This is a genomic window from Actinomadura sp. K4S16 (genome assembly GCF_008327685.1).
Lineage (GTDB): Bacteria > Actinomycetota > Actinomycetes > Streptosporangiales > Streptosporangiaceae > Spirillospora.
Genome location: NZ_BDDE01000020.1, coordinates 94,485 through 106,715 on the forward strand (window position 1 = coordinate 94,485; position 12,231 = coordinate 106,715).

Sequence of the window (12,231 nt, forward strand, 5' to 3'; positions counted from 1 at the left end):
CGGAAACCGGATGCGGCGGCGGGACGACTTCTCGTTGGCCGTCCGGCGCGGTCGCCGCGCCGGACGGCCAACTGTCGTGGTTCACCTGCTACGCCCGGACGAGGCCCCGCACGCGGCGGCGCAGCCGCTGGTCGGGTTCATCGTGGCCCGCACCGTCGGCAACGCCGTCGTCCGCAACGCGACGCGGCGCCGGCTCCGCCACCTGATGCGCCCGCACCTCGACCGCCTCTCAGCGGGTAGCCTGCTCGTAGTGCGCGCCAACCCCCGCGCGGGAGCGGCGCGACCAGACGAACTGGCCGCGGATCTGGAGTCGGCGCTCGACCGGCTGCTGCGGCCCGCGTCCAAGGGGCGAAGATGAGAAGTCCGCAGGGGACGGCAGTCCCCGCGCAGCATCCGACGGGCCACCCGGGTCCCGTCGCGGCCGTGCTGATCCTTCTCGTCCGCGCCTACCGCCGCTTCTTGAGTCCCCTGCTCGGGCAGCAGTGTCGCTTCCACCCCAGCTGCAGCGCATACGGCCTGGAGGCCCTTCAGGTGCACGGGGCGTTGCGCGGCACGTGGCTGACGGCCCGCCGGATCGCGCGGTGCCATCCGTTCCACCCAGGCGGTTACGACCCGGTACCGCCGAAGAAGACGCCCGGAGAGCGCGCGGCGGCTTCCTCGAACTCCGGCCGCGAGGAGAGCGGCCCCGCCCTAGCAGAGCACAAGGAGCTGCCCGGTGCTTGATTGGTTGTACGAGATCGTCTCTCAGCTCATCGTGTGGATCCACACGGGGCTCAGTACGGTCGTCCCCAAGGACAGCGGATGGGCGTGGGGCGGTTCGATCATCCTCCTCACCGTCCTCCTGCGGCTGCTCCTCGTCCCCCTCTTCGTGAAGCAGATCCACGCTTCGCGCAAGATGCAAGAGCTGAACCCGAAGGTTCAGGCGCTGCGCAAGAAGTACAAGAACGACAAGCAGCGCCTCAACCAGGAGGTCATGAAGCTCTACCAGGAGAACGGCGCCAACCCGCTGTCGGGCTGCCTGCCGCTCCTGGTGCAGATGCCCATCTTCATCGGGCTGTTCCAGACGCTGAAGCGGATCTCGGACGCCAAGCCGGGGCAGAGCGTCTTCGCCGTCTCGTCCGACCTGGTGGCGAGCGCGCAGAACGCGAACATCTTCGGCGCCCACATCCCGGACACGTTCCTGAACGCCTGGGGCACCGACCCCAAGAGCTGGACGGCGATCGTCGTCACCGGCATCGCCGTGGTGATCAGCTCCGTCACGACCTTCTTCACCGTCCGGGCCAGCATGAAGCGGCAGCCGGTCGCGGACGAGGCCAACCCGATGATGCAGGCGCAGAAGATGATGGTCTTCCTGGCGCCGCTGTTCGGCCTCTTCGGCCTCGGCTTCCCGCTGGGCGTCCTCATGTACTGGGTGACGTCCAACAGCTGGACCCTGGCCCAGCAGCACTACATCTACAAGCGGTACCCACCGCCCGGGACGGACGCCGCCGCCGCGGCGGCCACGACGGGGACCAAGACCGGCCCCAAGGCCGCCGGTTCGAAGGCGGGCGCGTCCAAGAACGGCCAGGCGCCGTCGTCCGGCATCAAGGCGAAGCTGAAGAAGGAGCCGGAGCCGGCCCCCGAGCCCGAGGACAAGCCGAAGGTCGTGCGCAACCAGCCGACCCGCAAGTCGCGCAGCAAGCGCAGCGGCACCCAGAAGCGCTAGTTTGGACCCCGAGCACGTGCCGGAGAAGGAGACCGCGTTGAGCCAGACCGACACCACCGAGGTCGACGTCCAGGCGCTCGAGCAGGAAGGCGAGATCGCCGCCGACTACATCGAGGGCCTGCTGGACATCGGTGACTACGACGGCGACATCGACATGGACGTCGAGGGCGAGCGCGCCATCGTCGCCGTCGTCGGCGGTTCCCTGGACGAGCTGGTCGGCAAGCGCGGCGAGGTGCTGGAGGCGCTCCAGGAGCTCACCCGGCTCGCCGTCCACCGCCAGACCGGCAACCGCACCCGCCTCATGCTGGACATCGGCGGGTACCGCGAGCGGCGCCGCGCCGAGCTCACCAAGCTCGGAACGGACGTCGCGGACGAGGTCAAGCAGTCCGGCGAGCCGAAGCCGCTCGCCCCGATGACCCCGTTCGAGCGCAAGATCGTCCACGACGCGGTCGCCGCGGCGGGCCTGCGCAGCGAGTCCGAGGGCGAGGAGCCCGACCGCTACGTGGTCGTCTTCCCCGCCTGACCACCCGGGCATCACACGGCCCCGACCGGATCTCCGGTCGGGGCCGTCGCCTTTCCGGACGCCGACCGGCTGAGAACCGGCGTCCGACTGGGAGCCGGTGCTGGGCGGAGAGGACGCTCGGAGCGGAGGCGGTAGAGAGCCGATCCCAATGGGGGCGCGATGTCCGCGATCCGTCGTTCCGGGCGTTCCGCGTCACCGCTCGGCAGGGTCGCGCGGGATGGGCGGCGTTTCAGGGCATGAGAGGGCCCCGCGCCCTGGCCGACGCGGGGCCCTGGGGAGCTCGGTGTGCACCGCCGCCCTGGCACACCGAGCAGGCTCTCGGTACTACCGCCTGACGGTCCGGCGCCACCGCCGGCGCTGGACGTCGCCGCCGCCGACCGAGGTGGTGTTCTGGATCGCCGGGTCGTTCTGGATCGCGGGGTCCTGGGCGTACGCGGGGTCCTGCGGATGGCCGCTGTGCGTGACCCCGGTGTCGGCGGGGTGCTCCACGACGCGGTCGACACGCTCGGCCGGGCGGCCGCCGGGCGGCGGCGGGTCCTCGATGATGTGCTCCTCGCGGACCACCGTGCCGGGCTCGTCCCCGTACGCGGGATCTGCCCCGGCCACACGTCCGGCCGCGCGGCGCGGCCGGGTGTACTTGAGCGTGAATCCCATGCTGATCAGTCCGACCAGGATCAGGATCCATCCGACCATGTGGATGTCGAGGCCGCTGAGGTCAACGCGGATGGCGAACGCCAGAATCGCCCCAAGGGCGATGAATGCGAGACTGACTCCGATTCCCATGTGTCGGAGCTCCTTCCGGGGGACGGACGGGCGACACCGCAGGCTCTACCCCACGCCCGGCGAATATGCGGGCGGGTCATGTGGTTCTTGCCATAACGCAAGGGTCCTCCCACTACAGCGCCCTGTTCACCACGGGAACGTTTCGCGTGTACGGCGGCACCGGGTTTTGTGGAACGATTCGTCTGGTGGGGATTGCACGTGAGGTATTCGGTGACGCGCTGCCGGTCGCGGAGCGCTACGCGGCGTTCCTCGCGAAGGCCGGGGTCGAACGCGGGCTCATCGGTCCGCGCGAGGCCGACCGGCTCTGGGAACGGCATCTGATCAACTGCGCGGTGGTCTCGGCGGCGATACCGGAGAACGCCGAGGTCGTCGACATCGGTTCGGGCGCGGGGCTGCCGGGCATCGTCCTGGCCATCGTCCGGCCCGATCTGCGGATCACGCTGCTGGAACCGCTGCTGCGGCGCACGACGTTCCTGAACGAGTGCGTCGAGCTGCTCGACCTGCGAAACGTCGAGGTCCGGCGGGCCCGGGCCGAGGACGTGACCGACGAGTTCGCGGTGGACGTCGCCACGGCACGCGCCGTGGCGCCCCTCGAACGCCTGGCCCGGTGGGCGCTTCCGCTGCTGCGCCCGGGCGGCGAGCTCCTCGCGCTCAAGGGCGAGCGGGCCGCGGCCGAGTTGGAGGAGGCGGAGCCGGTGCTGAAGCGGTTCGGGGTGCGCTCGACGGAACTGCTGCAAGTCGGGCGCGGTATGGTCGATCCGCCGACAACACTCGTCCGTGTGGTCGCCGGCCGAGAAGAGGTTGTCGGGCGACGGCAGCGCGCCCCCCGGCGCGCCAAAGGGTCGAGGAAGAGGTCTTCATGAGCACGGGACCAGGACTGGGCAGGCCTGACCGCGCCGACGAATCCCCCGACGAACAGCCGTCCGGCCCGGGCGCGCCCGGCGCGGACGAGGGCGCCCAGGCGCCCGCCGCCGGTGGGACGCGGCAGGACCCGGGATCGTCGCCGGGCACCGCGCCCTCAGGGCACGCGATGTGGGGTAACACGACGTCCGGGACCGCGGAGAACGTCGGCTACGTGCCGACGAACGCCGGCGCGCAGGCGCCGAGCCCGCGCGGCGGACCAACTCAGGGGGAGTCAGAACTCGTGCGAGAGGCGCTGCGGGACGCCAAGGTTTCACGTGAAACAGCCGGCACCGCGCTCAAGACGATGGCGAGCCGCAGGGAGCGGGAGTGGCCGCGGCCGGACAAGTGCCGGGTCATCACCATCGCCAACCAGAAGGGAGGCGTCGGCAAGACCACCAGCTCGGTGAACATCGCCGCCTCTCTCGCGATGCACGGCGCCCAGGTGCTGGTGGTCGACCTCGACCCGCAGGGCAACGCGTCCACCGCCCTCGGCGTCGAGCACCATGCCGAGGTCCCGTCGATCTACGACGTGCTGATCGAGGACATGGCGCTGGCCGACATCATCGTCCCGGCGCCGGAGATCCCCAACCTCTACTGCGCGCCCGCGACCCTCAACCTCGCGGGCGCGGAGATCGAGCTGGTCTCCAAGGTGGCCCGCGAGTCGCGCCTGCGGCGCGCGCTGGACTCCTACGACATCGAGAAGTTCGACTACGTGCTGATCGACTGCCCGCCGTCGCTCGGCCTGCTCACGGTGAACGCCCTCGTCGGCGGGGACGAGCTGCTCATCCCGATCCAGTGCGAGTACTACGCGCTGGAGGGCCTCGGCCAGCTCATCCGGACCGTCGACCTCGTGAAGGCGCACCTCAACCCCAAACTGCGGGTGTCCACCATCCTGCTGACGATGTACGACGCCCGGACCCGCCTCGCCGCGCAGGTCGCCGAAGACGTCCGGAGCCACTTCGGCGACGTCGTCCTCAACACGGTGATCCCCCGCAGTGTCCGGGTGTCCGAGGCGCCCAGCTACGGGCAGTCCGTCATGACCTACGACCCCGGATCGAGCGGCGCCCTCGCCTACAGCGAGGCCGCCTCGGAAATGGCCCACGGAGGAGCCGTCCAGTGAGCCAGCAGCGACGCGGTCTGGGCCGGGGCCTCGGTGCCCTCATTCCCACCGCCCCGCCCATGCCGACGTCGGCCGAGCCGAACGGCGCGAGCGAGCCGGGATACCCCGGCGGCTCCGTCTCGGACGGAACGGCCGCTCCCGCACCGGCCCTCGAACCGGTCGCCGGAGCCCATTTCGCGGAACTGCCCGTCCGTTCCATCACGGTCAACCCGCGCCAGCCCCGCGAGCACTTCGACGAGCAGGCCCTGGAGGAGCTCGCGGAGTCGATCGGCATCGTCGGGCTGCTCCAGCCGATCGTCGTGCGCAGGTCCCCCTCGGAGGAGCACGACTACGAGCTCATCATGGGCGAGCGCCGCTGGCGCGCGTCCCAGATGGCCGGGCTGGACGTCATCCCGGCGATCGTCCGCGACACCGGCGACAACGACCTGCTCCGTGACGCGCTCATGGAGAACCTCCACCGGCAGCAGCTCAACCCGTTGGAGGAGGCGGCCGCGTACCAGCAGCTGCTCCAGGACTTCGGCGCCACCCACGAGCAGCTCGCCACCCGGATCGGCCGGTCGCGTCCGCACATCACCAACACGCTCCGCCTGCTGAACCTGCCGCCGGCCGTTCAGCGCCGGGTGGCCGCCGGAGTGCTGTCCGCCGGTCACGCCCGCGCGCTGCTCTCCCTCGACAGCGTGGAGGCCCAGGAGCATCTGGCACAGCGGATCGTCCAGGAGGGCCTCTCGGTCCGCGCGCTGGAAGAGATGATCGCGCTCCGCGAGGTGGGGGACGAGCCGAAGGCACCGCGACCGGGCCGCCGCAAGAAGCCGGTGGCGCCCGGCCTCAAGGAGCTGGCCGACCGCCTCTCCGACCGGTACGAGACCAAGGTCCGCGTCGACATGGGCCGCAACAAGGGCAAGATCGTCGTCGAGTTCGCCACACTGGAGGACCTCGACCGCATCATCAAGTCCATGGCCCCTGAGGACGGAGGAGTCGGCGACTCCTAAAGCCGCCCCGCACCGCTGCGCGCCCCGGATCCCACGGCTCCGGGGCGCTTCGCTTTCCCGCCTGCTCCCCCGATGTTTCCCGTGAAACATCCCTGCCCCCGTGGAGCGGGCTCGCGGCGTCGTGCAACGGCGCCCCCTCGTCTACTGGGGGACGCCAGGAACCCGACACGAACCGCGCAGCATGACCACGGGGACCGGGCGGAGGTTCACGGTAGGAGGACCAGCCGTCCGGTCACCTCGCCGCGGCCGATGCGCTCGTGCGCGCTCCGCGCGTCCTTCAACGGGAGTCGATCGGCCACGTTCGGCGCGATCCGGCCTTCGGTCAGCAGATCGAAGAGCCGGGCCAGGTCGTCCCGATACCAGTCGGGGTGGAGGTCTCGGAGTTCGGCGATCCTGTAGAAGCCGACCCGCCGGCCACGGGGAAGCGCGGAGCCGAGCAGCACCGCGGTCCCTGCCGTATAGAAGCCGAGGGTCCGGGGCAGGTTCCGGCGCCCCGCCCGCAGGGTGGCGTAGTGCCCGAACATGATCAGGCGCCCGTCCGGACGGAGCGCCCGGTACGAGCGCAGGGCGACCGCACCACCGATTCCGTCCAGCACCACGTCCACGCCGTCGCCGGTCTCCCTGCGAACGCGCCCCACGACATCTTCGGAGACATGGTCGATCGGCGTCGCGCCCAGCTTCGTGACGAGATCGGCCTGCTCGGCGGTGGCCGTTCCGTACATCTCCAGCCCGGCCAGCCGGCCCAGTTGGAGCACGGCGCTTCCCACTGCTCCTGCCGCCCCATGCACGAGTACCCGCTCCCCCTGCTGCACGTGGGCCGCCCGATGGAGCAGTTGGTAGGCGGTGACGTAGGTCAGCGGAAGGCACACGGCCCCGGCGGCGTCCACGCCGTCCGGCACTGGCAGGAGGCGGGTGGCCGGAACGCACAGGTATTGGGCGTATCCGCCGTACTCCACGAGCGCGCTGACACGGTCGCCCGGCGCCGCTCCGGTGGTCCCGGGACCGACCGCGTCCACGACCCCGACGAGGTCGTATCCCGGGGTGAAGGGGGGCCGGGGGCCGCCGGGGTAGACGCCCTCTCGGATGAGGACATCGGTGAAACTCACGCCCGCCGCGGAGATCTTCACCCGCGCCTCGCCCGGGCCCGGCTCCGGAACGGGCTCCTCGACGAGCCGCAGGACTTCCGGCCCGCCATACCGGGACACCAGGACGCGATGCTGAGGAGGTGCGTCCGCCGACGGCTCCGGACGCGGCGTGATCCGGACTACCGGAGTGTCCCGATCGACCGCCCTTGCGGCTTTGGGAAACCGGGCGAGATACGCCTCCTTGGCGGCCTCCGCCTCCGCTCCCTCCAGCACTTCGGCCGTCCCGTCCAACCGGCGACCGGCGACGAGCACGCGAACAGGAGCCGGGCGGCGTACGTTGCGCCACCATGTCTTGCGGGTGTGCTGCCCGACGAGCACGTAGATCCTGTCTCCCGCTCGCGCGTACATGACCGGGAACCTGTATACGCGGCCTGTCCTGCGACCGGTGACCGTGATCAGGGCGACGCGGCCGCTCACCATGCGGTGCAGCGGCGAACGCAGTAGCCATCCCATGACGGGATTGACCACACGGTTTCGGACGAACATGGAATCCCCCTCCTGCCACCTCGCCCGTCCGGGTCGGCGAGCCTTGCCCCATGGTCGGTCGGCGAAGAGACGCGGACGTAGAGGCGAAAGCCCCGACCTCCGAGACGGGCTCCTTGGCGACGCGCGGAGTGGCGTACGAACTCCCCAGCAGCCGTCCTTCGGCGACTACTTCCGAGCGGCAACTCTGTCCGAGGACGTCACGACGCGCGAACAGGTCCTCTCGGCGTACTCACGCCTTCCTCGAGCCGAGGCCGAAGTAGCGGAGCTTCCAGTTGGTGGCAGTCGGTTGGGTGTCCCCGCCTGATCGACCTTCCCTGCCTTCGGCGGAGCTGCACAGCTCCGTCGTCTCGCTACCCTCAGGCGGACGGGTGATGGTGCTCGTTTCACGTGAAACAAGCGCGGGCTCACCGGGAGGCGGCCACCACGAGCCAGTCGGCCGTCGCCTGGGCCGGGTAACACTCGCGGCAAGGGAACCGCTCTGGTCCATCTCCAAGGAGCCAACCCGTCGTCAAGTTCGGCGTTCGCCTTGAGACGGGGCTCCCACCGTGCGAGGAGAGAGATTGCGGGGACGGGCCCCCACCTCGCCGCCCAACCTCCCGGAGCAAGGCAGCTTCAAGGGCCCCAGAGGACCGGCGAGGGCATCCCCGGGCGGCATCACGTCTCGGCATGGGCTGAGAACGGACGGCGGCCAGCGAGGCGCTGGGCCCCCTGCAGCCTGGATCGGCTGCCAGCGCGGGCCGCGCTCCGGTACGGCCCGCGCTCCGGCATGACCCGCGCCCTCGCTCCGATAAGGGCCGCGCTTCGGTACGGCTCGCGCTCTGGTACGGCTCGCGCTCTGGTACGGATCGCGTTCCGATACGGCCAGCGCTCCGATACGGCCCGCGCTCCGATACGGCCCGCGCTGCGGTACGGCGCGTGCTCTGGCGCGGGTGGCGTTGCGGTGGACGGCGGTCGACGGCGCCTGGTGGGGCGTGCCTCTGGAGGTTGGCGTCGGGGCGGGGGTGTTTCACGTGAAACGGCCGGAGGGCGCGTCAGGGTCGGGTTGGAGGCGGCGGGGCGTCGTTAGCGGACGTTGGCCTGGAGGAGGGACTCGCAGACTTCGCCCATGTCCAGGTCGGCCACGCTGATGGCTCGGGGGAGGAGGCTTGTCTCGGTCATGCCGGGGGCGACGTTGACCTCCAGGAAGTGGACCTCGCCGTCGGCGGAGACGATGAGGTCGGTTCGGGAGAGGTCACGGAGGCCCAGGGCGCGGTGGGCGGTCACGGCGGCGGCGGTGGCGCGGGCGGTCGCGTCCGGCGTGAGGCGGGCCGGCGTGACGAACTCGGTGTCGCCGGCGTCGTAGCGGGCCGTGTAGTCGTAGCGGCCGCCAGGGGCGACTATCTCGACGGCGGGGAGGGCGGTCGGGACGCCGTCGCGCTCGATGACGCTGACCGCGATCTCGGTGCCCTCGATGTAGCGCTCGACGAGGGCGGCGTCGCCGTAGGCGAAGCAGCCGACCATGGCGGCGGACAACTCGGACGCCTCGTGGACGACGGAGGCGCCGAGGGCCGAGCCGCCGCGGGTCGGCTTCACGAACAGGGGGAGGCCGAGGCTGCGGACGATCTGGTCCAGGACCGACGCCGCGCCGAGGTCGTGGAAGATCTCCTTCGGCAGCGCGACGGACTCGGGCGTCCGGAGGCCCGCGCGTCGCACGACGGACTTGGCGGTCGGCTTGTCCCATGCGACGCGACATGCGTCCGGGCGGGCGCCGACGTAGGGGACGTCCAGGAGTCCGAGGACGTCGCGGATCGAGCCGTCCTCCCCCGCCGCGCCGTGCAGGACGGGGAAGACGACGTCCGGCGGGTCGTCGGTCAGGGAGTCCAGGAGTGTCGCGTCGGCGTCGCGGAGTTCGACCGGGATGTCGCGTGCGCGCAGCGCGTCGGCGACGCGGCGGCCGGAGCGGAGCGAGACCTCCCGCTCGTAGGAGAGCCCTCCGGCGAGGACGACGACATGCCCGAGTTCCAAGATGCCCCTCGTTTCACGTGAAACAGTCAGACGACGTCCGGGCCCGGCGTCTGGACGCCGGTGGACGAGCCGCCGGTGGTTCCTCCGAAGGTCTCCCGGAGGCGGATCTCCTGCTCCACCACCCCGGCCAGCCGGCGGACGCCCTCGCGGATCCGGTGCGGCTCGGGGAAGCAGTACGACAGGCGCATGTGCCGGTGGCCGGTGCCGTCCGCGTAGAAGCCGGTGCCGGGGACGTAGGCGACGCGCTCGGCGATCGCGCGGGGCGCCATCGCCTTGGCGTCGAGGCCCTCGGGGAGGGTGAGCCAGACGAAGAAGCCGCCCGCGGGGCGGGTCCAGGTGCAACCCTCGGGCATGAGCTGGTCAAGGGACTCCAGCATCGCGTCACGGCGCGCCCGGTACAGCTCCCGGAAGTCCTTGATCTGCTCTCGCCACGGCTGGGTCGCGAGGTACTCGCGGACGGCGAGCTGGGAGAAGTTCGACGGGCACAGGATCGCGGACTCGGCGGCCAGCACGAGCTTCGCCCGGACCGCGTGCGGGGCCAGCACCCAGCCGACGCGGAGCCCGGACGCGATCGTCTTGGAGAACGAGCCGAGGTAGATGACGCGCTCGGCGTCGTCCGCGCGGAGGGCCCGCATGGGCTCGCCGTCGAAGCCGAGGAGCCCGTAGGGGTTGTCCTCGACGACCAGGACGTCGTACTCGGCGCAGATCTCCAGGATCTGGGCGCGGCGGGCCGTGGTGAGGGTGACGCCCGCGGGGTTCTGGAACGTCGGGACGGTGTAGAGGAACTTGACCCGGCGCCCCTGGGCGCGGAGGCGTGCGAGGGTCTCGCGCAGCGCGGCCGGGATGAGGCCGCCCTCGTCCAGCGGCACGTGGACCACGTCGGCCTGGTAGGCGGCGAACGTGCCGAGCGCGCCGACGTAGGAGGGGGCCTCCGCGAGGACCACGTCGCCCGGGTCGACGAAGATCTTCGTGATGAGGTCGAGCGCCTGCTGTGCGCCGACGGTGACGACCACGTCGTCCGCGGACGCCTGGACGCCCTCCAGCGACATGACCTCGCAGATGTGCTCGCGGAGCTGCTCGTCGCCCTGGGCGGAGCCGTACTGGAGGGCCTCGGCGCCCCGGCCGGCGACGAGCTCGCCGATCATCTGTCCGACGGCGTCGAGGGGGAGCGCGGAGACGTAGGGCGCGCCGCCCGCGAGCGAGACGACCTCGGGGCGGGCGACCATCGCGAACAGGGCCCGGATCTCCGACGGCACCATGCCGGCGGCACGGGCGGCGTAACGGTCGGCATAGGCATCCGTGCGCGAGTGCTGTTCCACGAGGCACCTCCGGGGCGGAAACGGCTTCCATGCAAACTACGTCATGGGGGACGCGGCGAGGCGCCCGGGTGTGGCGTGCCGCGGCATTGGGGAAACTCCTGTCCGATACGATGCCCGCGGGTCCCGGATGGTTGCCGGGAACTTCCGCCGCCACGGGTCCAGGCCGGCGGGCGAGGATCGCAGCAGGGGGTGCCGACCCGGTGTCGCGTCGTCTCGTCAACATCACGCTGGACAACCTTGATGATCTGCCGCACCGCTGCCGCGGCTGCGTGTTCTGGGAGCTGGATCCGGTGAGCCGGGACCGTGCCCAGGAGAGCGGCGACGCGGGGCTGGAGAAGGAGGCGTGGATCTCCTCCACCCTCCTCGAGTGGGGCAGCTGCGGCAAGATCGTCTACGTGGACGACGTCCCGGCGGGCTTCGTGATGTACGCGCCGCCGCTGTACGTGCCGCGTTCGGTCGCGTTCCCGACGAGCCCGGTGAGCGCGGACGCGGTGCTGCTCATGACGGCGCACGTCCTGCCGGAGTTCGCGGGCGGCGGCATCGGGCGGATGCTCGTCCAGGGCGTCGCGAAGGACCTGACGCGCCGCGCCGTGAAGGCGATCGAGGCGTTCGGCGACCTGAAGGGCGAGGAGGGCGGGTGCATGGTGCCCGCCGACTACCTGCTGTCGGTCGGGTTCAAGACCGTCCGGCCGCACCACCGGTACCCGCGGCTGCGGCTGGAGTTGAAGTCGGCGCTGTCGTGGCGTGAGGACGTCGAGGTGGCGCTCGAACGGCTCCTGGGCTCCATGACCCCGGAAGGGGCGCTGCGGCCCGTCTGAGGCCTTCTGAACGGCGTGTGGCCCGCACTCCGGGTGGAGTGCGGGCCACACTCGCGCTCGCCGCGGGAGACGGGAGGCGACTCGGGAAGGCTCAGATGAACTCGGCGAGATCCCTCAGCAGCGCGGCCTTCGGCTTGGCGCCCATGATCTGCTTGACGACCTCGCCGCCCTTGTAGACGTTCATCGTCGGGATCTGCATGACGCCGTACTGCTGCGGGACCCGCGGGTTCTCGTCGATGTTCAGCTTGACGATCTGGAGCTTGTCGCCGTGCTCCTTGGAGATCTCCTCCAGGATCGGCGCCACCATCCGGCACGGGCCGCACCATTCCGCCCAGAAGTCGACGAGAACGGGCTTGTCGTTCTCCAGCACCTCGGACGCGAAGTCGGCGTCGGTCACGGCTTTCATCGGTCTCCTTCGGTTCTCGCGTGGGGCGGG

General features: G+C 71.0%; 13 protein-coding genes. 8 read left to right on the plus strand and 5 right to left on the minus strand.

All coding sequences use genetic code 11. The annotated features are described in order from the left end of the window. Nucleotides 1-10 precede the first annotated feature (10 nt). From rnpA to K4S16_RS31860, 4 genes are read left to right on the plus strand one after another with little or no spacing between them, the layout of a single operon-like run. Nucleotides 11-358, plus strand: coding sequence for a ribonuclease P protein component (rnpA, locus tag K4S16_RS31845; protein WP_235037197.1), 348 nt, complete (start codon nt 11-13; stop codon nt 356-358). Continuing rightward, nucleotides 355-723, plus strand: coding sequence for a membrane protein insertion efficiency factor YidD (gene yidD / locus K4S16_RS31850; protein ID WP_149262776.1), 369 nt, complete (start codon nt 355-357; stop codon nt 721-723). The genes rnpA and yidD overlap by 4 nt, the downstream gene beginning before the upstream one ends. Then, a complete protein-coding gene (gene yidC / locus K4S16_RS31855; protein ID WP_149262777.1) occupies nt 716-1,705 on the plus strand; it encodes a membrane protein insertase YidC in 990 nt (329 codons plus the stop codon). The genes yidD and yidC overlap by 8 nt, the downstream gene beginning before the upstream one ends. A gap of 37 nt (nt 1,706-1,742) precedes the next feature. Beyond that, nucleotides 1,743-2,228, plus strand: coding sequence for a R3H domain-containing nucleic acid-binding protein (locus K4S16_RS31860; protein ID WP_149262778.1), 486 nt, complete (start codon nt 1,743-1,745; stop codon nt 2,226-2,228). Between the two features lie 324 nt (nt 2,229-2,552). Here K4S16_RS31860 and K4S16_RS31865 read toward each other — a convergent pair whose 3' ends face one another. Beyond that, nucleotides 2,553-3,011, minus strand: a complete 459-nt coding sequence (locus tag K4S16_RS31865) for a DUF6458 family protein (RefSeq protein WP_149262779.1) — start codon at nt 3,009-3,011, stop codon at nt 2,553-2,555. Nucleotides 3,012-3,196: 185 nt separating this feature from the next. On the opposite strand from K4S16_RS31865, the gene rsmG reads away from it, so the two are divergent. From rsmG to K4S16_RS31880, 3 genes are all read left to right on the plus strand, one after another. After that, nucleotides 3,197-3,874 (plus strand): 16S rRNA (guanine(527)-N(7))-methyltransferase RsmG, encoded by a 678-nt coding sequence (rsmG, locus tag K4S16_RS31870; RefSeq protein ID WP_149262780.1) that lies wholly within the window; start codon nt 3,197-3,199, stop codon nt 3,872-3,874. A gap of 344 nt (nt 3,875-4,218) precedes the next feature. Beyond that, nucleotides 4,219-5,034 (plus strand): ParA family protein, encoded by an 816-nt coding sequence (locus K4S16_RS31875; RefSeq protein WP_149262917.1) that lies wholly within the window; start codon nt 4,219-4,221, stop codon nt 5,032-5,034. Continuing rightward, complete coding sequence (locus tag K4S16_RS31880; protein ID WP_149262781.1) at nt 5,031-6,023, plus strand: ParB/RepB/Spo0J family partition protein; 993 nt, start codon at nt 5,031-5,033, stop codon at nt 6,021-6,023. The genes K4S16_RS31875 and K4S16_RS31880 overlap by 4 nt, the downstream gene beginning before the upstream one ends. A gap of 206 nt (nt 6,024-6,229) precedes the next feature. Here the strand turns inward: K4S16_RS31880 and K4S16_RS31885 are convergent, their stop codons facing one another. The 3 genes from K4S16_RS31885 to K4S16_RS31895 form a co-directional block, all read right to left on the minus strand. After that, nucleotides 6,230-7,654, minus strand: a complete 1,425-nt coding sequence (locus tag K4S16_RS31885; RefSeq protein ID WP_149262782.1) for a nitroreductase family deazaflavin-dependent oxidoreductase — start codon at nt 7,652-7,654, stop codon at nt 6,230-6,232. Nucleotides 7,655-8,716: 1,062 nt separating this feature from the next. Continuing rightward, nucleotides 8,717-9,661, minus strand: coding sequence for a D-alanine--D-alanine ligase (locus tag K4S16_RS31890; protein WP_149262918.1), 945 nt, complete (start codon nt 9,659-9,661; stop codon nt 8,717-8,719). A gap of 23 nt (nt 9,662-9,684) precedes the next feature. Continuing rightward, nucleotides 9,685-10,917, minus strand: coding sequence for a PLP-dependent aminotransferase family protein (locus K4S16_RS31895; protein WP_149262919.1), 1,233 nt, complete (start codon nt 10,915-10,917; stop codon nt 9,685-9,687). A 260-nt stretch (nt 10,918-11,177) separates the two neighbouring features. Here K4S16_RS31895 and K4S16_RS31900 point away from each other — a divergent pair, with 260 nt between their 5' ends. Next, the gene (locus K4S16_RS31900; RefSeq protein WP_149262783.1) at nt 11,178-11,795 is read left to right on the plus strand and encodes a GNAT family N-acetyltransferase; all 618 of its coding nucleotides are present in this window, start codon (nt 11,178-11,180) and stop codon (nt 11,793-11,795) included. Between the two features lie 91 nt (nt 11,796-11,886). On the opposite strand, the gene trxA is transcribed toward K4S16_RS31900, so the two are convergent. Further along, complete coding sequence (gene trxA / locus K4S16_RS31905; protein WP_149262784.1) at nt 11,887-12,201, minus strand: thioredoxin; 315 nt, start codon at nt 12,199-12,201, stop codon at nt 11,887-11,889. Nucleotides 12,202-12,231: the final 30 nt, after the last annotated feature.